We start from the raw sequence: 21,973 nt of genomic DNA on the forward strand, positions 1-21,973 counted from the left end.
AATATTATATCCTGAAAGTAAACGACTTCAATAAAGTGGCAAAAACTCCGCTAGAGGAATGGATTTATTATCTGAACACAGGAGAAATACCGGAAGGGGCAAATGCTCCAGGTCTGGAAGTCGTGAGAGAAAAACTAAAGATAGACAATATGACAAAAGTAGAGAAAGAGGCATACTACAGACATCTTGACAATATCGTGATTCTGAGAGACAATATAAATACCGAGAGGGCTGAAGGAAGGGCTGAAGGAAGGGCTGAAGGTAGAGCGGAAGGAAGAGCGGAAGGTTTGGAAGTAGGAAGAGCGGAAGGAAGAGCGGAAGGTTTGGAAGTAGGTAGAGCGGAAGGAAGAGCGGAAGGCAGGACGGAAGGAAGAGCAGAAGGTTTGGAAGTAGGAAGAGCAGAAGGAGAAAAACTCAAACAGACGGAAATTGCCCGTAATATGAAGAATATGGGAATGGATATAGGTACTATTGCTGCAATTACAGGAATGTCAGAAGAGGAAATTAGTAAAATTTGAACCGGCTGTAACCTTCATCCAATATATTCCACACATGTTTCTGATTATCACTTTTTATTAGTACATTTGCAGCATTATTATCCGGATAAACAATAAAAACTGAAATAAATGAAGATAGAAGACAAGCTGACAGCAGCGATACTGCAAGGTATCAAGCAACTGTACGGACAGGAAGTGCCTGAAAAGATGGTACAGTTGCAGAAGACTAAGAAAGAGTTCGAAGGTCATTTAACCTTGGTTGTGTTCCCTTTCCTGAAAATGTCAAAGAAAGGCCCTGAACAGACTGCACAGGAAATAGGTGAATATCTGAAACAGAACGAACCGGCAATAGCGGAATTCAATGTGATAAAGGGATTCCTGAACCTGACTATTGCATCGGACGTGTGGGTCGAGCTGCTTAATACTATCAACAAGGACGAAAAATGGGGTATAAAGAACGCTACAGACGAATCTCCATTGGTAATGATTGAATATTCATCGCCTAACACAAACAAACCTTTGCATCTTGGACACGTGCGTAACAACCTGCTGGGTAACGCACTGGCTAATGTTATGGCTGCAAACGGTAACAAAGTGGTAAAGACAAACATCGTGAACGACCGTGGTATCCATATCTGCAAATCTATGCTGGCATGGCTGAAATACGGTAACGGCGAAACTCCTGAATCATCAGGCAAGAAGGGGGACCACCTGATTGGTGATTACTACGTGGCCTTCGACAAGCATTATAAAGCTGAAGTAAAGGAACTTACCGCTAAATTCATGGCTGAAGGCATGAACGAAGAAGAAGCCAAGGCTAAGGCTGAAGCAGAATCGCCACTGATGCTTGAAGCACGCGAAATGTTGCGTAAATGGGAAGCTAATGATCCTGAAGTACGCGGCCTGTGGAAGATGATGAACGACTGGGTATATGCAGGTTTCGACGAGACTTACAAAATGATGGGCGTAAGCTTCGACAAGATATACTACGAATCAGAAACTTATCTGGAAGGTAAGGAAAAGGTTATGGAAGGTCTTGAAAAAGGTTTCTTCTATAGAAAAGAAGACGGTTCTGTATGGGCCGACCTTACTGCCGAAGGCCTTGACCACAAACTCTTGCTCCGTGGTGACGGTACATCCGTATATATGACTCAGGACATAGGTACAGCGAAACTTCGCTTCCAGGACTACCCTATCAACAAGATGATTTACGTTGTGGGTAACGAACAAAACTATCACTTCCAGGTTCTTTCAATACTGCTCGACAAGCTTGGCTTCGAATGGGGTAAGGACCTTGTACACTTCTCTTACGGTATGGTGGAACTTCCAGAAGGTAAGATGAAGAGCCGCGAAGGTACTGTAGTTGATGCCGACGACCTGATGGAAGCAATGATTGAAACAGCAAAGGAAACAAGCGCTGAACTTGGAAAACTTGATGGCCTGACTAAGGAAGAGGCTGATGATATAGCACGTATAGTAGGTCTTGGAGCATTGAAATACTTCATCCTGAAGGTAGATGCCAGAAAGAACATGACTTTCAATCCTAAGGAATCTATCGACTTCAACGGTAATACAGGACCATTTATCCAATATACTTATGCACGTATCCAGTCTATTTTGAGAAAGGCTGCAGAAGCTGGTATAAACATTCCTGAAACACTTAATACAGGCATTGAGTTAAGCACTAAGGAAGAAGGTCTGATACAGATGCTTGCCGATTTCAGAAACGTAGTGGCACAGGCAGGAAGCGACTATAATCCTTCTATCATTGCCAACTATGCCTACGACCTGGTTAAGGAATACAACCAGTTCTATCATGATTTCAGCATCCTGCGCGAAGAAAACGAGGCTCTCAAGGTGTTCCGCCTTGCACTGAGCAAGAACGTAGGAAAGGTTGTGAAACTGGCCATGGGACTTCTTGGTATCGAAGTACCTGAAAGAATGTAATAATGGCAGGAAAGAAATATTATACAGTCTGGAAAGGTGTAAATCCGGGGATATATGACTCATGGACTGACTGCCAGCTCCAGATAAAAGGTTTCAAAGGCGCGCTCTACAAATCCTTCAATACGAGGGAAGAAGCAGAGCACGCCTTTGCTTCACCTGCGCATGAGTTCATGAACCCTCCCGGCAGAAAAAGCGGAGAAAGCACTGCCAAAAAACAGGAAGCAAATCTTCCGGAGAATTTCAATTTCGAATGCATAGCCGTAGATGCCGCATGTAGCGGAAATCCGGGTATGATGGAGTATCGCGGTGTGTATCTGCGAACCGGAGAACAGATTTTCCACTTCGGACCTGTGTATGGAACTAACAACATTGGTGAATTCCTTGCCATAGTACACGGTCTGGCACTGCTGAAACAGAAAGGTCTTGACATGCCTATATATTCGGACAGCAGAAACGCTCAGCTATGGGTGAAACAAAAGAAATGCAAGACTAATCTTGTGAGAAATGCCAAAACAGAGGAACTGTTCAAGTATATAGAAAGAGCCGAGAACTGGCTGAAGAACAACTCCTACTCCACTCCTATCCTGAAATGGCAAACAGACTTGTGGGGCGAAATTCCTGCCGATTTCGGACGAAAGTAATAATAATAAAGAACGCTGCTTAAACAGTATTTATAAACCTCTAAAATACTGTTTAAACAGCGTTTAATTCATATTACAAACCTATATTATTCCCAATTGTCAGTACGGAACGGATACATAGGAAGCTCACGAAGATTTGCCACATTACCCGGCTTGAAATCACGGAAACAGTAACGAACTGCAACCGGATTCTTAACCTTGTCCGACTTAACCTTTATCTGAAGATTGTTATATACCTCTGCTTCTGCAGGATAGAACACTTTATCATCTCCGGCAATCTCAAATCCTTCCATACCTTTCAGGCGGTTGAAACCGTCTTTTGCATGGTCGAACGAAAGAATTGCAGCACCGTCTTTTACTTCCATTGACTTATATACAGGGCCCATGTCTTCCATTCCCTTGAATCCGTATGTACGGCTCAATGCCATGTATGCCAGACGTTTACCCACATCTGTTTTGTTCTTTGGATGGATATTGTCCTTTTCATACTCTTCTACAAGGTCGTTGGTGGAAATCATACCGCTGTTTGAGATTATTGACTGTGCCTTGAACTGCGCTTCACGAAGCAATGCACTGCCGTTAGTCTCACGCGAACCGAAAGGAGCAATCTCTACATAATAGAATGGAAGTTCACCAAGCCCCCACTCCTTTCTCCATAGTTCTACCATCGTTTTCAGGCGCTCAGGATATGTTTTGTGCTTTCCTACATTAGATTCTCCCTGATACCACAGAAAGCCTTTTATAGTGTAGTTCTGTAGCGGCTTGAGCATACCATTGTACATCAGCGTAGGACTCATGTAATGCCACCAGTCATGACCGTCTTCCTTACGGATGTCTTTCTTCAGATTGATATCCTTATACTGCGATACGATGTCACGTGGAAGCCAGCCCTCTACGGTACTTCCACCCCAGCTACAGTTTATAATTCCCACAGGAATATCCAGCACGCGGTTCATCATCATGGCGAAATTGAATGCTGTAGCACTGAAAGCACCCGCATTTGCCGGATTACTTACCTTCCAACTTCCTTTACATCTATCTACAGGCTCCAACTGACCGTTTTTCTCTATTGTGGCAACACGTATCCCCTTCCATTGTGAAGCAGTTGCTATAGTCTCGTTTGCACCTTCTATCGGACAATTCCAGAAACCAGCCAGAGGCATTTCCATATTAGACTGTCCCGAACAGAACCACACCTCTCCTATCAATATATTATTCAAAGTTATCACCTCTCCGTCTGAAAGTGTTATGGTATATGGTGTATAGCTTGCCGATGGTGTCTGTATCTCTGCAATCCACTTTCCGTCATTATCCGTTTTCACGGTATATATATTGTTTGTCCATGACAGACTGATACTTACTTCGGCATTTGCCTTGGCTTTTCCCCAAAGTTTAACTTCGGTCTGTTGCTGCAATACCATATTATCACTCAAAATTTCGGGCAAATCAACTTTTGCCCATGCGCCCATCTGCATCAGCATGAGTGCTGCTAACAATGTTTTTCTCATATCTTTAAAGTTTTCCACAAAAATAATACTTTAGTAAAATAACTTGTAATACTATTTTTATCTTTTATAATACTGAGCCATATAAAATGTACGACGGAGTGCCATATACGTCCAGATATAACATATTCCAATATTTTGTAATAAGTTTGAAAATAAAAAGATATACAAATTTAATATCAATAATTTCAGCTCATACAAAATTCATTTTACTTTTGTGATAATAAAACAACATACTGAAATTATGAATTTAAAAAACATTCTTTTGGGATGCACACTGGCATTCATGACTTACACTGCACAGGCACAGACACAGATAATAGCTCATCGCGGATACTGGAAAACAGAGAATTCTGCCCAAAACTCAATTACCGGACTGAAGAAAGCTGCAGAAGCCAAAGTTTACGGCTCGGAATTTGATGTTCAGCTCACAGGCGACGGAGTGATTGTAGTGAACCACGATGACAACGTAAACGGAATAACAATTGCCGAAGTTCCTTACAGCAAACTTAACGGAATAAAGCTGAAGAACGGAGAAAAAATCCCTACACTGAAAGAATATCTTGCAGAAGGAAAGAAGTTAAAGGATATACAGATGATACTGGAAATCAAGCCTCACAAGACAAAAGAACAGGAAAAGGAAATTTCAGAGAAAGCCGTTAAAATGGTAAAGGAAGCAGGAATGGAAAAACAAGTGGAATACATTTCATTCAGCAAATACATTTGTGAGACCCTGGCACAACTAACTCCAGAATCCGAGATAGCATATCTGAATGGGGATATCTCACCTAAAGAGCTTAAGGAAAAGGGAATAAATGGTATAGACTATCATTACAAAGTATTCGAAAAAAAGCCTGAATGGGTAAAAGAAGCACACGAGCTGGGTATGAAAGTAAACGTATGGACAGTAAACAATACGGAAGATATCAAAAACATGCTCAAACTGAATGTTGATTATATCACTACAGACCATCCTGTAGAAGCCCTTAAAATATCCGGCTATAAAAATTAAAAAATACAGATGTAACAAATAGAAAACAAAAATGTAATATCAGTTACCTAATTTTGCTTCGAAATAAAATATGAATTGAAATTCTTTTAGGGACACTTCTAATAATTACCATATCATAGTTATGATACGATCATGCCGCGACTGTTGCATGTATCGTATCATTTTTTTATTTCACACGTCTGTTCAACTGATTGTTAGCCTTTTCCGGCTTGGACTTTCCAATACGTTTGCCACTGCTTTTTTTCTTTGCTCCCTGCTTGGCCTTGAAAGCAAAAGGATTGTTATTCTTTTTTATCGGCATAATGGACATAAATTTTAATGCGGAACAAATTTACTGTATTTTTATTTTATGTCAAAACACGTTTTCAGTCAAAAAATATTCATTTTATTACCGAAATAAGAAAATATACTTTACTTTTGCCAATAATATAATAAAAATCAGAGCAATATGACCTTATTTGATTATTCGCATATACTTACAGACATTGTTGACAAATTGTCGGACAACAACTCTTACCGCGGACTTTTCCACCAACATAAGGACGGAGAGCCTTTACCTTCGGGAAAAGCCCTGGAAGAAATCATCGACCTGTCAAGGGCAATATTGTTTCCGGGATATTTCGGAAAGTCGAATATCAACAGCCAGAACATAAACTACCATATCGGAGTCAATCTGGAAAGACTGTTCGAACTGCTTACCGAACAGATCCAGGCCGGTCTGTGCTTCGGAGTGGAGAACAACGGAATGGAAACAAAAGACGAACCTTGCCGCGATACGGCTGCCCATATTGCATCTGAATTTATCAGCCACCTTCCTGAAATAAGGAGTATTCTTGCTACGGATGTGGAAGCTGCATATTACGGCGATCCTGCCGCGACATGTTTTGGCGAAATAATCTGCTGTTACCCGATTATAAGAGCGATTACAAACTACAGAATATCACACGAGCTATATACTCTGAACGTTCCTCTTATACCAAGAATAATAACTGAAATGGCACACTCGGAAACAGGTATTGATATACATCCGGGGGCTACAATAGGGCATCACTTCACTATCGACCACGGAACAGGTGTGGTAATAGGGGCTACATGTATCATAGGCAACAATGTGAAACTGTATCAGGGTGTTACCCTCGGCGCAAAGAGTTTCCCTATGGACGAAAACGGAAATCCTATAAAGGGAATACCAAGACATCCTATACTTGAAGATGATGTAGTGGTATATTCAAACGCTACAATACTGGGACGTATCACGATAGGAAAGGGGGCAACCATCGGAGGAAACATCTGGGTTACAGAAAGCGTTCCGGCAGGTGCACGCATAGTGCAAAGAAAATAAAACAGAATTATATAAACCCAAAATACTCCGATACTTCACACTTAGAACAGTACCGGAGTTTTTTGTTTATAAAGCAATCAGAATATTATCTTAAAATCCATTCCAATGGCATGGAAATAAAGTTCATCGAATAATGGTCACTCATTGTTCCATCCTCATAATATATTCCTATTGAGCCATCTTCACATCTCACTATAGTGGAATATGCTCCAGGTAGGCTGTTGAACACGTATTTGTACGGCCATGTCTTTCCCTTATCCTTGCTGGCATAAATCGTCAGATTACTGCGGTTCTCAGCGTTAGGCATTGTATGCAGATATATATCCTTGGAATATACCAGCATATCTGCATTACAGCTGTTGCCCCACAAATCCTTGTTAGTATAACCTTTTCCCCATGTAAGTCCACCATCGTGAGAAACATTGAATCCGCGTTCTCCGCTACGGCGTGTAGAGATCACGACCGTACCGTCATGTTCCTCTACCAGCTTGGCCTCATCACCGCCAATAAAAGCCGCTTCTTTCGACACATTCCATGTCTTTCCCTCATCATCAGAATATACTATATAATTGCAGTAAGGGCCGTCCGTGAACTTGCAAACCATTACAAACAGAATTCTTCCATTCACAGATTTTCTTTTCTGATGTTTAAGGCACAGTCCCTTTCCGGAAGTGACAAACACACCCTGAAGCTTTGAAGGAGCATCTTTATATACAGCATCGTATATCGCATCAGATATTTCGTGAGGTTTCTCCCATGTTTCGCCACCATCATTGCTGGATGTCTGATAAACCTTAATACGGTCGTCATAGGTAGAACGCTGGAACTGACGGTCGGCAGCCATTAGACAAACCACCTTACCGCTTTCCGTTTCTACAATTGCCGCATCGCCATATCCATAGTCCGGTCCCTGATTATAATTTCCGGCTATTGTCTTGGTTTCACTCCACGAAGCCCCATTGTCATCGCTATGTCTAGCTACAAGGTCTATTTTATTAGGCAAATCGGCATTACTGTTAAAACGTCTGTCCGTCACAGTGAGTATGCGACCTTTATTCTGGGAATAATTCTCAAGCACTATCATTGCCGGAATTCTGTAGAATTCAGACCCGTTGTCCCACGGATTGAACAGCATGGTCTGTCTGTCGTATATACATGTAATACCTTTTGGATTTCCAGATTCTACAGACATGAGCGAGCCATCCTTGCACAACAAAGCTTCACACCTGACATCAATCTTGTTTCCGGCTTTTGCCTCAAACGAAATATCTGCAGTAAGCCACAGATGGTTTACTTCCTTCAACGGCATGAAATCCGAAGAAAAAGAAATATCGAGACTGTTTTCTGCCGAAGCACCGGCCTCAGCCAATAACAATGAATAAGCCTTAATATCGCCGTTAAGGAAAGGAGTTTGCGTAGCATAAACCTTCAATGATGAAATATCATTGAAGTCAGTAGTTCCGTCAAGCGAAATTCTCAAACCTGATAGGAGAGGAGCTTCCCTAAGCAAATCCCTTTTAAGGTTTATTCTCAACAGAATATGGTCTGCATTGCCTTTTCCTGCAGTCAGAAATCCCTGATCTACGGTTATATCTGTAATGCCATTATTGCCCGATGCCATTGCAAAAGCTTTGCAAAACAATAGAAAGACTATCAGAGAAATTGTTCTTGAGTATTTGTTCATAAATGATATTATTAAATGATTAACAGCAGTTTATGGTATAACGGGGTATAATGGTTTATTATCTTTTCCCACAGGATATTGGGCACCTTCAAGTTCAAGTCTTTTCACCATCAATTTACACAGTTCTCTTACTTTATCACTATTCTCCGATGCCACATCGTTTTTCTCATACGGGTCATCAGCCAGATTATACAGTTTATACGATGGGACACCGTCTTTATCAGGATTATAATAATAAATCAGTTTCCAATCGCCTTTTCTATACGTGGTGAAGTAATTTCCACGGTGTTCGTGAGGGAAATGTATCAATAAATCATCCCTACGAGTGTTGTCTTTCTTTCCGGCAAAAAGTTTCTTCAGGTCGCTTCCGTCAAGTACATGATCTTCCGGAGCCTCTACACCTGCAATGGAAAGCACAGTAGGGTAGATATCCATAATTGTACCCATCTGCGTCTGTACATAATTGCGTGCGACAGGATATTCTTTCTGGAACTTGTTTGTATCGTCAGGTTTAGCCCATGCGGCAATGAACGGTACACGCACTCCTCCCTCGTATTCTGCCCCTTTCTTACCTTTCAGCGGGGCTGACGAACCATAATCGGCCGCGTCACCAAGAGGAGCGTTACTGCCGTTATCGCCCAGGAATATAATCATAGTGTTCTCGGCTATTCCCATTTCGTTCAGTTTGTCCATCAAATCACCAAGCGATTTGTCCATACCTTCCACAAGTGCGGCAAAAGCACGTGCATCATCCTTCTTGGTATGAGGATAATTATCTATAAAACGCTTATCGACATCCAGCGGAGTATGTACCGCATAGTGCGACATGTTCAGATAGAAAGGTTTTCCTTCTGCCACAGCCTTTTGTATTTCCTTAACCGCCTCTATAGTAAGTGCATCCGAAAGGAAAGTATCAGTACCGTGATATTTTTCCAAATCAGGTACAGCCCTTTTTCTGTTACCGGCAATATGTCCATATCCGTTTTCACCCAGATAACTTCCCGGTTCACCTATGGATGAACCTCCCACATTCACATCAAAACCCAGTTTAATAGGGTCTTCACCCTCACTGCCGAAACATCCGAAATGCGCCTTTCCGATATGTATCGTCTTATAGCCTGCCTTACTAAGTACAAGTGGATAAATCATATCAGTACGTTTAAGTCCTGTCCAGTTCCATTCATACGGCCCGTATGTATCGCGGTTATTGCTTTCAGAGTTAATCCAGTTTGTCGTGTGATGTCGTGCCGCATTCTGCCCTGTCATCATCGATGTCCTCGACGGCGAACTCACGCTTTGTGCATAAAACGTAGAGAAACGTACTCCTTGTGAAGCTAGACGCTCCATATTCGGAGTTCTATACCACTCATTAAGTGGCTGCATTTCAGGTTCACCGTCATTATTTACAATAAAGGGTACGGAAGTATCCATCAGTCCCATATCATCAACCAAAAATACTATAATATTTGGTTTATCTTGTGCCGAGAGTACAGAAAAGAATGACATACATACCCAAGATGTGATTATAGATTTTTTCATATATAAGTTATTAGAAGTAAGTATCGCAAAGATTAGGGAGGACACGGGATTTGGGCGATATATTTGCGGTCGAATTTTTCGACCGCAAATATATCACTTCCTCATTTGTTAATTGAAACATATAATCGTCAGGAAATTTATCCTTATTATTTTTTACAGCCTCATTCACTCGCTTGGTTTCAACATCATATAACTCAGCTATATCAGAATCAAGTATGACTTGACTATTCCTAAGACTTATAATTTTCCCCCGTACTTTCTCAAACATATTTACTACTTTCGGAGATATGTCTTCTTCATGCTTTTCTATAATATTACTTTCCATTATTTCATATAGTTATTAAATTCCAAAGTAAAACACATAAGACCCTATAAATCAACATTTACAAAAATAAGAAATTTATTCAATCTAACATTAAAACAATCAGGAAATATCAGGAAAAGAAAAAAATAAACTCAAAATCAGCAATCATCCCTTTCTCGCAGCAATATATACTCCAAGCATTACCAATATAACACCGGCTACGGCATAGCCGGTCAATGTTTCATCAAGGAATATGGACGCTGCAACTGTTGTAAACAATGGGTTAAGATACAGATAGTTAGATGACATTATAGTGCCTATACGCATCAGTACTACATTCCATACAACGAAGCATACAAGTGAGGCCAAAACACTAAGAAACATTATGTTAAGAAATACCTCATGGCGAAGAAAACCTTCGACAGGGAATGAAGGCGGATTGACTACAAATGTGGGCAGAACACATAAAGCTCCGTAAAAGAAAACTTTCCTTGTAATAAAGACCGAGTTATATTTCTTCGAAAGTTTGTTTATTATCAGGCTATAGAATGCCCACGACAATGCAGCGGCAAGTGTCAGCAAGTCTCCTACGGGCGACAACTTCAGAATGACACTACCGTTGAATATAAGAATAGCCACACCAACCAGTGCGACCAATGATCCGACAGCCCATCCGCGCCCCACTTTACTGTCTTTGTTTACCCAAAGAGACATAGCGGTTGTTATCAGCGGAGTTATGCATATAATGAAAGCTACGTTAGTGGTCTGAGTAAACTGCAAAGCCGTATTTTCCGTGATAAAATACAGTGTACCACCGGTCAGTCCGGCAGCCAATAAAGTAAGCTCGTCTTTTACATTCTCGGAAAATATCCTGCGGGGCGAAATAAACCATATTCCGATATACGCAATAACAAAGCGTATAAAGAAAATCTCATGAGGAGTCAAACCATTGTTTATCAGAACTTTTGTAGATATAAATGTTGTTCCCCATACAGCTACCGTCAGTATCGCCAGAATATGATATTTGGCATTGTGCAAACTTGTCATATCGTCTTCATAAATTTACACCGCAAAATTAGATATTTTTCAACATTAATCACTGATAAATTCTACTATATAAGAGTTATCATGCATATATTTGCACACGAATTATAAAATCATTCAACAATGTTATACTTTTATACAGACTATATGGAAGGGGCACACCCGGAAGTGATGCGCCGGCTTATGGAGACCAATCTTGAACATACCACAGGATATGGTTCCGACCAATATACACAGAGAGCCAAACAGCTTATCAGAGAGGCTTGCGGACAGCCTGAAGCTGCCGTACATTTCCTTGTGGGAGGAACACAGACCAATGCCACAGTTATAGACGCACTGCTTAGACATCACGAAGGAGTACTGGCTGCCGAAAGCGCACATATCAATGTTCACGAATCGGGAGCGATAGAGGCTACAGGACACAAAGTGCTGACTCTACCTCAATATGAAGGCAAAATCAGGGCTGAGGACATAGAGAAATATATATCTGATTTCTACCGCGACGAGACTTACGAACACATGGTTGCCCCGGGAATGGTTTATATCTCTCATCCTACGGAATACGGAACACTATACAGTCTTGAGGAACTGGAAAGCATCAGCCGTGTATGTCGCAAGGCAGATATTCCACTTTATATGGACGGAGCAAGACTAGGTTACGGTCTGGCGGCAAAAGGAACAGACGTAACACTAAAAGATGTGGCAAGGCTGTGTGATGTGTTCTACATAGGAGGAACAAAGGTTGGTGCCCTCTTCGGTGAGGCTGTAGTGGCAGCAAATCCTAAACGTCTGCCTCATTTCTTCCCTCTGATAAAACAGCACGGTGCACTGCTGGCAAAAGGAAGACTGCAAGGAATCCAGTTTGAAACACTGTTCACCGACGGATTATACCTGAATATCGCAAAACATGCTGTCCGCATGGCAATGAAACTGAAACAGGCTTTCAAGGACAAAGGATATAAGATTTATATCGACTCGCCTACAAACCAGCAGTTCGTATGTCTGCCAAATACAGAGATTGACAGACTTTCACCTCATGCCGGATTTGAGCTCTGGGGACCGCGCGGAGAGAAGGAAACAGTAGTAAGATTTGTCACCAGTTGGGCCACACGCGAAGAAGACGTGGACGCTTTTATAGAATTATTATAAGAAACACCGCTAAATCGTTGATTAAGCGACTGAAATTACGTAATTTTGTACCCTAAAACAAAATTACGTAATTTTTTTTCAAACATGAATCAAGAATTCGAGCTTATCGCCAAAACATTCCAGGGACTGGAAGAAGTATTGGCACAAGAACTCACTGAATTGGGAGCCGGCAACATCGAAATTGGTCGCCGCATGGTTTCTTTCACAGGCGACAAGGCAATGATGTACAAAGCAAACTTTTGCCTGCGTACTGCAATCCGCATTCTTAAACCAATCAAACATTTTACTGCCAACTCGGCCGACGAAGTTTACGATGCTGTAAAAAGCATTGAATGGGATGAATATCTTGACAATATGAGCAGCTTCAGTGTAGATGCTGTAGTATTCTCTGAAGAATTCCGTCATTCAAAATTCGTTGCATACAAGGTAAAAGATGCCATTGTAGATTATTTCCGCGAAAAGACAGGAAACCGTCCTTCGGTACGTATCAACAAGCCTGATCTGGGTATCAACATCCACATTGCAGAAAACCAGTGTACTTTGTCACTCGACAGCTCCGGCGAGTCTCTTCACCGCCGCGGTTACCGTCAGGAACAGGTAGAAGCTCCGCTTAACGAAGTTCTCGCTGCCGGAATGATATTGATGACAGGTTGGAGAGGCGAGTGCGACCTTATCGACCCTATGTGCGGTTCCGGTACTATTCCTATCGAGGCTGCACTGATAGCACGCAACATCGCTCCGGGGGTGTTCCGCAAAGAATTCGGATTCGAAAAATGGAAAGATTTCGACCGCGAACTTCTCGACTCAATCTATAACGACGATTCGCAGGAAAAAGAATTCAACCATAAGATATACGGTTATGACAACAATCCTAAGGCAAATGAGATTGCCACTCACAACGTCAAGGCTGCCGGAGTGAGCAAGGATATCATACTGAAAATCCAACCGTTCCAGCAGTTTGAACAGCCTGCAGAAAAGAGCATCATCATTACAAACCCTCCTTACGGTGAAAGAATTTCATCGGACGACCTGCTTGGTCTATACAAGATGATAGGAGAGAGACTGAAACATGCCTTCACAGGCAACGATGCATGGATATTGAGCTACCGTGACGAATGTTTCGATCAGATAGGACTTAAGCCAAGTGTGAAAATACGTCTGATGAACGGTGCTCTGGAATGTCAGTTCCGCCAGTATCAGCTGTTTGACGGTAAGTTCAAGGCATTCAGAAGCGGTGAGGAAGGCAAGAACTTCAAGGTTAAGAGCGAAGAAAGAAGCGAAAAGCCAAGAAGAAGGAGTGAGAAACCTGATTTCGGCAAAGGCGACCGCAAGGACAGAAAACCTTTCGGCAACGACAAAGGTGATAGAAGAGACCGTAAAGACGGCGATGCAAAACCAGAATTCAGAGGAAGAAGAGCTGGCGATGGAAAAGAATTCACACGCGAAAGAAAGAGCGAATTCAAATACCGCGACGAAAACAAGCCACGCACTCCACGCCCGTCAACAGACGACGGACGTCCTAAAAGCGCGCCTGCACCAAGATATATGCACAGCAGACGCAAGCCGGAAGACTTGTTGTCAACAGAAGAAAACAACGTTGATTAATACATATCCTTGCTGGGTAAAAACCTTACCCTGCAAGGTTTCATATTTTTAAAACGATTCTATAACGTAACAGGAAAAACATGATTCTCAAGAACAAAATTATAACCCTATTGAGTATAATGGCACTTAATATCCCTACTACAGGAATCCTGGCACAGGAAAAGACTTCGTTCACACTACAGGATGTAATACCTGGAGGTGACAACTATTTCAACCTCATTCCGAAAAGAATGTCAGGCCTGAAATGGTGGGGCGACGTATGTATCCGCACAGGAGTGGAGGAGATAGTATCTATCGACAAAAAGAACGGAAAGGAAAAGACTATCATCACACTGGATGAAGTAAATACAGCATTACAGGCTGACGAAAAGACCAATGGTATCAAGCAGCTACGTTCGCTCATGGGTGCTTCAATGCCTTGGGGAGAGGAAAAGGAAATACTTCTCTCGCACGATGGTAACATCATAGTCTATGACTTCGAAGACAAGGCTGTAAAATCGGCTATCAAAATAAACAAGGGAGCTGCCAATATTGATTTCTGCAAGGAAAGCATGACTGTGGCATATACAGTGGGCGACAACCTACATATAGCTTCCGAGAAAATAGCAGACAAGCAGGTTAATCCTGACATCAACATTGAGAAAGCCGCATGCGGTGGTAACGATATACACGATATCGTTTACGGACAGGCTGTACACCGTAATGAATTCGGTATTTACAAGGGTACATTCTGGAGTCCTGAAGGAAAATATCTTGCTTTCTACCGCATGGATCAGAGTATGGTGACAGACTATCCGCAAGTGAATACCACTACACGTACAGCAACCCTAGAACCTGACAAATATCCTATGGCAGGCATGACAAGCCATAAGGTAACCGTGGGTATATACAATCCTGAAACCGGAAAAACAGTCTATCTGGATGCTGGCGACCCTACTGACAGATATTTCACAAACATATCATGGGCTCCGGACGAGGAAAACATCTATGTGATAGAAGTGAACCGCGACCAGAACTATGCACAACTCGTTAAGTACGATGCCGAGACAGGTAAAAAAATCGGTGTACTGTACGAAGAATCTCATCCTAAATATGTTGAGCCTCAGCATCCTCTTACATTCCTGCCTTGGGATGAAACAAAATTTATCTACCAGAGCCAGAGAGACGGCTTCAACCATCTGTATCTGTTCGATACAAAGAAACCTAGACCTGTCACATTGGAGCTGATAGAAGGTATGAATAAATACAAAGAATATGTAGAGGTAAAACAACTCACCAAAGGTAACTGGCTGGTACAGGATATCCTCGGTTTCAACGAAGCGAAAAAGGAAATCATCATTGCATCTACAGAGGTTTCACCTTTGCAGACTAACATCTACAGCCTCAACATAAAGAGCGGCAAACGTACTCTGATTGGCAAGGAAGACGGTAACCACAGAGCACAACTCTCTGCCGGTGGTACTTATATCATCGACAACATGACTTCGTTCAGTGTAGCAGGCGAAACAAGCATATTGCCTACAAACGGCAAAAAGGGTGTCACTATCTTCACTTCAAGCGACCCAATGCCTGAGAAATTCAATATGCCTGAGATAACTCTTGGAACAATCAAGGCTGCAGACGGTAAGACTGACCTTTACTACAGACTTATCAAGCCGGTTAACTTCGACCCTAACAAGAAATATCCTGCTATAATCTACGTGTATGGCGGTCCTCACGCACAGATGATACACAACACTCGTTTCTACGATGCTCGTGGATGGGACTTGTACATGGCACAGAAAGGATATGTAATGCTTACAGTTGACAGCCGTGGCAGTGATAACCGAGGACGGGAATTCGAAAACTGTACTTTCCGTCAGCTTGGTGTGGAGGAAATGAAAGACCAGGTGGAAGGAGCAAAGATGCTGCAATCACTTCCATACGTTGACGCCAATAGGATAGGGGTACACGGATGGAGCTTCGGAGGATTCATGACTACAAACCTTATGCTCACTTATCCAAAGATATTCAAGGTTGGTGTAGCCGGAGGTCCTGTTATCGACTGGAAATACTACGAAGTAATGTACGGCGAAAGATATATGGACACACCGGAAACAAACCCGGAAGGATATAAGAATTCTAATCTGAACCTGAAAGCTGGAAACCTGAAAGGACGACTGCTGATTATTATCGGCGGAGAAGACCCGACATGCGTTCCTCAGCACAGTTATACATTCCTGCGTTCATGCATTGATGCAGGAACACACCCTGACTTCTTCGTTTATCCTGAATCAGGACATAACATGATTGGAACAGAAAGAGTTCATCTGCATGAACACATTTCGAGATACTTTGATGACTTTTTAAAATGAAGATAACAAGGTATCAGTTACAAGTTGACAAGGTTCTCTATCCGAATTGAAGCCTCGTTAACTTGTCAACTCGTCAACTTGTCAACTAATTAAGAACTTTAAAACTTAAAAACTCAAAATATGAAACTCTTACTACTTGGCTCAGGCGGCCGCGAACATGCTCTGGCATGGAAAATTGCACAAAGCTCAAAAGTTGAGAAATTGTACATCGCTCCGGGAAATGCCGGAACACGCGAAGTTGGTGAAAATGTAGCTATCAAGGCTGACGACTTTAATGCCATCAAACAGTTTGTCGTTGAAAACAAGGTTGACATGGTGGTAGTAGGTCCGGAAGATCCATTGGTAAAGGGTGTATATGACTTTTTCCGCGACGACGAAGCATTGAAATCAATCCCAGTTATAGGCCCTTCTAAAGCCGGTGCAGTGCTTGAGGGAAGCAAGGAATTTGCAAAAGGATTCATGCAGCGTCACAATATCCCTACGGCAGGCTACAAGAGCATTACAGCCGAAAACCTTGAAGAAGGATTGGCTTTCCTTGAGACTCTTGAAGCTCCATACGTACTTAAGGCTGACGGATTGTGTGCCGGAAAAGGTGTATTGATTCTCCCTACACTGGAAGAAGCTAAGAAGGAACTGAAGGAAATGCTTGGCGGTATGTTCGGAAGTGCTTCTGCCACAGTTGTTATCGAAGAATTCCTTAGCGGTATAGAATGTTCTGTTTTCGTTCTTACAGACGGAAAGAACTACAAGATATTGCCTGAAGCAAAAGACTACAAACGTATCGGCGAAGGCGACAAAGGTCTTAACACAGGAGGTATGGGTTCTGTTTCACCTGTTCCATTTGCAAATGCAGAATGGATGAAGAAGGTGGAAGACCGTATCATACGTCCTACAGTAGAAGGTCTTGCAGAAGAAGGTATCGACTATAAGGGATTCATCTTCTTCGGACTTATCAACGTGAAGGGCGAACCAATGGTAATAGAATACAACGTACGTATGGGTGACCCTGAAACAGAAAGCGTAATGCTCCGTATCAAGAGCGACCTGGTTGACCTGCTCGAAGGTGTTGCAGAAGGCAACCTTGACCAGCGTGTTCTTGAGATAGACCCTCGCTCGGCTGTATGCGTTATGCTGGTATCAGGAGGCTATCCTGAAGCATATGAGAAAGGATTCCCAATGAGCGGCATAGAAGATGCTAAAGAAGGAGGAAGCATAGTATTCCATGCCGGAACAGCTGTTAAGGACGGACAGGTAGTAACTGCCGGAGGACGTGTCATCGCTGTAAGCTCTTACGGAGCAAACAAGGAAGAAGCTCTGGCTATGTCGTTCCAGAACGCCGGCAAGATACAGTTCGAGAAGAAATATTTCCGTTCAGACATAGGTTTCGATTTATAATATATCATGCGTAACCGCTTTCAATATGAGATAGCTACCGGGAGACTGACTCTTCCGGTAGCTATCATATTATCTGTCATTTTATGGGTAACAACATTTAATGACAAGATGGAAATCATCCCTTTCCTGACAGGAGGATTTGTCACATATCTTCTCATTGAACTTAACACATCATTTGCTTTGGTAAGAAGCCGTTCGTCATTGCCCTCTGCCTTATTTACAATACTTTATTCATCATCACTGTTCATACATGAATACGGCAAAGGGGAATGTTGGATATTGTTGCTTTTCATGGGAAGCCTTTACTGTCTTCTGAGGAGTTATGAATCAAAGAATGTTCCGTCATATATCTTCCATGCCTTTCTATGGTTAAGCATAGGAAGTCTCATCGAACTGGGGATAATCCTATCGGCACCACTGATATTCATCGTCATGTCTCAGCTAAGGACATTGGGTATCAGAACATTCTTTGCAGGCATAATAGGTTTATGTATTCCATATTGGATTATATCCGGATACGACATATACGCTGGCAACAGTCTTACAGTCCTTACATACTTCAATAATATATTTGAGTGGAATATCGAAGCTTACAGAACTATACCATTGCCACAAATTATAACGACCGGATGCATATTGTTATTGTCATCAGTAAGCGGTGTCAGCAGCATAATGACATCGCAAAGCGACAAGGTGAGAAACAGAATCATCATAGGAGTAATAAACACAATAGGTATTTATGAAACAATACTTATGATTGCACAGCCTGTTATGCTGAAATCCATACTGCCTGTGATAATCACCATGTGTGCCATCCTGTACGGATATATTATGATACAGAAGACAAACAAATTTACATATATATTTATGATAGCATCAATGGTTATAATAGCCATGATGGCTGCATATAACGTAATGATACATTTCTCATCTAACATAGGATTTTAAGTGGATATGGATACAATGCTTCAGTTTCTTACAGAATGGGGATATTGGGGAATGTTCATATCGGCATTCCTGGCAGGAACAGTACTGCCGTTCAGTTCGGAGGCAGTATTGCTGGCATGTATAGGACTGGGACTTGACCCTGTACTGTCCACACTATCCACCACGGCTGGAAACGCTCTTGGCGGACTGACATGCTACTGGATAGGACATCTTGGAAAAATGGAATGGATAGAAAAGTATCTTGGAGTGAAAAAGAAACAGATGGACAAGGCCGAGAGGTTTATCAAAGGGAAAGGATCGTGGATAGCATTTCTGTCCTTCCTGCCTGTGATAGGCGATGCCATACTGGTAGTACTGGGACTTATGAGAGCTAATGCGATTATAGTTGCAATATCCATGACTTTGGGAAAACTTGCCAGATATGCCATTCTGGTGGCTACAACCCTAAAGCTGATATCCTTGTAACAAACTATATAGAGTTTAGGTTATGGAAATAGAAAAGACTGCAGACGGAAGTTATACATTGTTCGTACCGGAACTGGACGAACACTATCACTCGGTGAAAGGAGCACTGACAGAGTCGGAACACATATTTATCAATATGGGGCTGAAACACTCGTCGGCTACAACTCCGCGCATACTCGAAATTGGGTTCGGAACAGGACTAAACGCATTCCTGACATCGCTCGAGGCCCAGAAAGAGAAAAGAAATATTTTCTATACCACGATAGAGAAATATCCTCTGGATATGGAAACAATAAAGCGGCTTGACTATCCGGAACTTATCGCGCCGGAAGAAAGCGAACTGTTTTATTCTATCCACAGTGCCGCATGGAACTCTCCGCAAACAGTTTCGGAATATTTCACAATAGAAAAGATTGAAGGCGACTTCACTGAATATCATTTCAAAAAAGGATACGACATTATATACTTCGATGCCTTTGCTCCTGAAAAACAACCTGAGATGTGGAGTCAGGAACTGTTTGACAATCTGTATGAAGTGCTTGACGACAACGGGATACTGACCACATATTGCGCAAAAGGAGTTGTCAGACGTATGCTTCAGAAAGCAGGCTTCGCCGTAGAACGACTTGCCGGTCCTCCTGGAGGAAAAAGAGAGATATTGAGAGGTACCAAAAAAGTATCCGACAAGTAGTATAAATCCTTTAAATTTTAATCATAACATGAAAACATTATTATCAATAATATGCTTGCTTCTGGCATTGTCATCGTGCCAAAATGCCGAAAGGAACGACAAGCCTACAATAACTGTCACCATAGAACCGCTGAGATATTTCACTGAAACAATAGCTGGCGACAAGTTTAAGGTAGTAAGCATGGTACCGGAAGGAAGCAGTCCGGAAACATACGACCCTACTCCACAGCAGATGGTAAGTCTAAGTAAAAGTACAGCATACTTGCGCATAGGATATATAGGTTTCGAACAGTCGTGGATAGACAAGCTACAGGAGAATTTCCCTAAATTGCAATTCTACGATACTTCTGCCGGAGTAAACCTCATTCATCAGCAATGTTCGCACTCGCACAGCAAAGAAACAGTAGAAAATCACGCACATGGAGTGGAGCCACATATCTGGAATTCTACAGAAAATGCCAAAATAATAGCCAACAATATCTATAATGCCTTGGAAGAGCTGGATGCAAAGAACTCGGAATACTACAAGAACAATCTTGACAGCCTTACCCAAATTATAGAAAATACAGACGAGGCTATAAAATCAATCATTGCCGATGCCGACAGGACATTCCTAATTTATCATCCGGCCTTGACTTATTTCGCCAGAGACTATGGTCTGGAGCAGATAAGCATAGAAGAAGGAGGGAAAGAACCGTCGCCTGCACATCTGCAGTCGCTCATAAAACTATGCAAGGAAAAGAACGCCAAAGTAATATTCGTACAGCAGGAATTCGACATGCGAAATGCAGAGACCATAGCCAAGGAGCTTGGAGTGGAAGTGGTTCCGGTAAATCCGCTGAACTACAATTGGACTGAAGAAATGGTAAATACGGCAAAAGCATTACGTACAAAAGAAGATACAGCAAAAGAATAATGAACAACACCATAATAAAAATAGAAAATCTTTCTGCCGGATATGAGAAAAAAACTGTCCTGCACAACATAAACCTTGAAATATCAGAAAAGGATTTCCTCGGTATAATAGGACCGAACGGAGGAGGAAAGACCACACTGATGAAGGTTATACTGGGACTGCTTGAACCTACTGAAGGAAAAATAACATACTACAACAACGGAATACCCGCAGACAGGATGGAAATAGGCTATCTGCCGCAATATAATTCGATAGACAAAAAATTCCCCATATCAGTATATGAGGTGATATTATCGGGATTAAACAAGCAAAAGACACTATTCAGCAAATTCACTAAAGAACATCATAGAAGAGTAGAAGAGACATTGGTTATGATGGGACTGGAAGGACTGGAAAACAAACCTATCGGACAGTTGAGCGGAGGACAGATGCAAAGAGCCTTACTAGGCAGGGCCATAGTATCAAATCCAAAGGCAATAATCCTTGACGAACCAAATACCTATATCGACAAACGCTTCGAAGCCAGGCTGTACTCATTGCTTGAAGAAATAAACAAGGAAAGAACCATAATTCTGGTAAGCCACGACATAGGTTCGGTACTGCAAAACGTAAAGAGTATAGCTTGCGTAAACGGTACATTGGACTATCACCCTCAAAGCGAAGTCTCTGCCGAATGGATAGAAGAAAAGCTGCAATGCCCTATAGAACTGCTTGGACACGGAGAATTGCCTCACAGGGTATTGAGGAAGCATAATCACGAAAGAGAACAATAGTGCTATTTTTCGATGATTTAATGATAAATATAAACCTGTAAGTACGAAAAAAGTGTAGATTCCAAAACGAAGTGCAACGTTTTGGTCTTTAAAAGTAGTAGATTCAAGGAGTAAAGTGTTAACTTTGCCTCGTGAATCAAAGAGGAGGCGAGCTCTGCTGAG

Annotated in this window: 19 protein-coding genes and 1 pseudogene; 14 read left to right on the forward strand and 6 right to left on the reverse strand. The window is 42.0% G+C overall.

All coding sequences use genetic code 11. The features are described from left to right. The 3 genes and pseudogenes from H6A61_RS12965 to H6A61_RS12975 form a co-directional block, all read left to right on the forward strand. Nucleotides 1-518, forward strand: a pseudogene (locus tag H6A61_RS12965) (hypothetical protein); the annotation flags it as partial. 108 nt (nt 519-626) lie between these two features. Continuing rightward, nucleotides 627-2,444 (forward strand): arginine--tRNA ligase, encoded by a 1,818-nt coding sequence (gene argS / locus H6A61_RS12970; protein ID WP_204394205.1) that lies wholly within the window; start codon nt 627-629, stop codon nt 2,442-2,444. A 2-nt stretch (nt 2,445-2,446) separates the two neighbouring features. Further along, the gene (locus tag H6A61_RS12975) at nt 2,447-3,085 is read left to right on the forward strand and encodes a viroplasmin family protein (protein ID WP_204394207.1); all 639 of its coding nucleotides are present in this window, start codon (nt 2,447-2,449) and stop codon (nt 3,083-3,085) included. Between the two features lie 86 nt (nt 3,086-3,171). Here H6A61_RS12975 and H6A61_RS12980 read toward each other — a convergent pair whose 3' ends face one another. After that, entirely contained in the window at nt 3,172-4,593 is a 1,422-nt protein-coding gene (locus H6A61_RS12980) for a sialate O-acetylesterase (protein WP_204394209.1), read from the reverse strand. Nucleotides 4,594-4,834: 241 nt separating this feature from the next. Between H6A61_RS12980 and H6A61_RS12985 the strand changes: the two genes are divergently transcribed. After that, entirely contained in the window at nt 4,835-5,602 is a 768-nt protein-coding gene (locus H6A61_RS12985; protein ID WP_154043697.1) for a glycerophosphodiester phosphodiesterase, read from the forward strand. Between the two features lie 166 nt (nt 5,603-5,768). Here the strand turns inward: H6A61_RS12985 and H6A61_RS16175 are convergent, their stop codons facing one another. Continuing rightward, complete coding sequence (locus H6A61_RS16175) at nt 5,769-5,903, reverse strand: hypothetical protein (RefSeq protein WP_258322903.1); 135 nt, start codon at nt 5,901-5,903, stop codon at nt 5,769-5,771. 147 nt (nt 5,904-6,050) lie between these two features. Here H6A61_RS16175 and H6A61_RS12990 point away from each other — a divergent pair, with 147 nt between their 5' ends. After that, nucleotides 6,051-6,944: a serine O-acetyltransferase gene (locus H6A61_RS12990; protein WP_204394212.1), complete on the forward strand. Its 894-nt coding sequence runs from the start codon at nt 6,051-6,053 to the stop codon at nt 6,942-6,944. An 85-nt stretch (nt 6,945-7,029) separates the two neighbouring features. Here H6A61_RS12990 and H6A61_RS12995 read toward each other — a convergent pair whose 3' ends face one another. From H6A61_RS12995 to H6A61_RS13010, 4 genes are all read right to left on the reverse strand, one after another. Further along, nucleotides 7,030-8,628 (reverse strand): sialidase family protein, encoded by a 1,599-nt coding sequence (locus H6A61_RS12995; RefSeq protein WP_204394214.1) that lies wholly within the window; start codon nt 8,626-8,628, stop codon nt 7,030-7,032. A gap of 30 nt (nt 8,629-8,658) precedes the next feature. Then, the gene (locus H6A61_RS13000) at nt 8,659-10,167 is read right to left on the reverse strand and encodes a sulfatase (RefSeq protein WP_204394216.1); all 1,509 of its coding nucleotides are present in this window, start codon (nt 10,165-10,167) and stop codon (nt 8,659-8,661) included. 10 nt (nt 10,168-10,177) lie between these two features. Beyond that, nucleotides 10,178-10,492: an ORF6N domain-containing protein gene (locus H6A61_RS13005; protein ID WP_239469217.1), complete on the reverse strand. Its 315-nt coding sequence runs from the start codon at nt 10,490-10,492 to the stop codon at nt 10,178-10,180. Nucleotides 10,493-10,636: 144 nt separating this feature from the next. Continuing rightward, nucleotides 10,637-11,518 (reverse strand): DMT family transporter, encoded by an 882-nt coding sequence (locus tag H6A61_RS13010; protein ID WP_204394218.1) that lies wholly within the window; start codon nt 11,516-11,518, stop codon nt 10,637-10,639. Nucleotides 11,519-11,638: 120 nt separating this feature from the next. Between H6A61_RS13010 and H6A61_RS13015 the strand changes: the two genes are divergently transcribed. From H6A61_RS13015 to H6A61_RS13055, 9 genes are all read left to right on the forward strand, one after another. Beyond that, nucleotides 11,639-12,664, forward strand: coding sequence for a threonine aldolase family protein (locus H6A61_RS13015; protein WP_204394220.1), 1,026 nt, complete (start codon nt 11,639-11,641; stop codon nt 12,662-12,664). Nucleotides 12,665-12,748: 84 nt separating this feature from the next. Beyond that, entirely contained in the window at nt 12,749-14,269 is a 1,521-nt protein-coding gene (locus H6A61_RS13020) for a THUMP domain-containing class I SAM-dependent RNA methyltransferase (protein WP_204394222.1), read from the forward strand. A 119-nt stretch (nt 14,270-14,388) separates the two neighbouring features. Next, nucleotides 14,389-16,623: a DPP IV N-terminal domain-containing protein gene (locus H6A61_RS13025; RefSeq protein WP_430746812.1), complete on the forward strand. Its 2,235-nt coding sequence runs from the start codon at nt 14,389-14,391 to the stop codon at nt 16,621-16,623. A gap of 120 nt (nt 16,624-16,743) precedes the next feature. Beyond that, nucleotides 16,744-18,018, forward strand: coding sequence for a phosphoribosylamine--glycine ligase (purD, locus tag H6A61_RS13030; RefSeq protein WP_204394226.1), 1,275 nt, complete (start codon nt 16,744-16,746; stop codon nt 18,016-18,018). A gap of 6 nt (nt 18,019-18,024) precedes the next feature. Continuing rightward, nucleotides 18,025-18,966 carry a hypothetical protein gene (locus tag H6A61_RS13035; RefSeq protein ID WP_204394228.1) on the forward strand — a complete coding sequence of 314 codons (942 nt, stop codon included), beginning with the start codon at nt 18,025-18,027 and terminating at the stop codon, nt 18,964-18,966. A gap of 6 nt (nt 18,967-18,972) precedes the next feature. After that, on the forward strand, nt 18,973-19,431 hold the full coding sequence (locus H6A61_RS13040; RefSeq protein WP_154043686.1) for a YqaA family protein: 459 nt from the start codon (nt 18,973-18,975) through the stop codon (nt 19,429-19,431). Nucleotides 19,432-19,453: 22 nt separating this feature from the next. Next, on the forward strand, nt 19,454-20,122 hold the full coding sequence (gene mnmD, locus H6A61_RS13045) for a tRNA (5-methylaminomethyl-2-thiouridine)(34)-methyltransferase MnmD (protein ID WP_204394230.1): 669 nt from the start codon (nt 19,454-19,456) through the stop codon (nt 20,120-20,122). A gap of 28 nt (nt 20,123-20,150) precedes the next feature. Continuing rightward, nucleotides 20,151-21,038, forward strand: coding sequence for a metal ABC transporter solute-binding protein, Zn/Mn family (locus tag H6A61_RS13050; RefSeq protein WP_204394232.1), 888 nt, complete (start codon nt 20,151-20,153; stop codon nt 21,036-21,038). Then, nucleotides 21,038-21,811, forward strand: a complete 774-nt coding sequence (locus tag H6A61_RS13055; RefSeq protein WP_204394234.1) for a metal ABC transporter ATP-binding protein — start codon at nt 21,038-21,040, stop codon at nt 21,809-21,811. The genes H6A61_RS13050 and H6A61_RS13055 overlap by 1 nt, the downstream gene beginning before the upstream one ends. Nucleotides 21,812-21,973 lie beyond the last annotated feature (162 nt).

Source organism: Bacteroides caecigallinarum, assembly GCF_016901995.1.
Taxonomy (GTDB): Bacteria; Bacteroidota; Bacteroidia; order Bacteroidales; family Bacteroidaceae; genus Phocaeicola; species Phocaeicola cellulolyticus.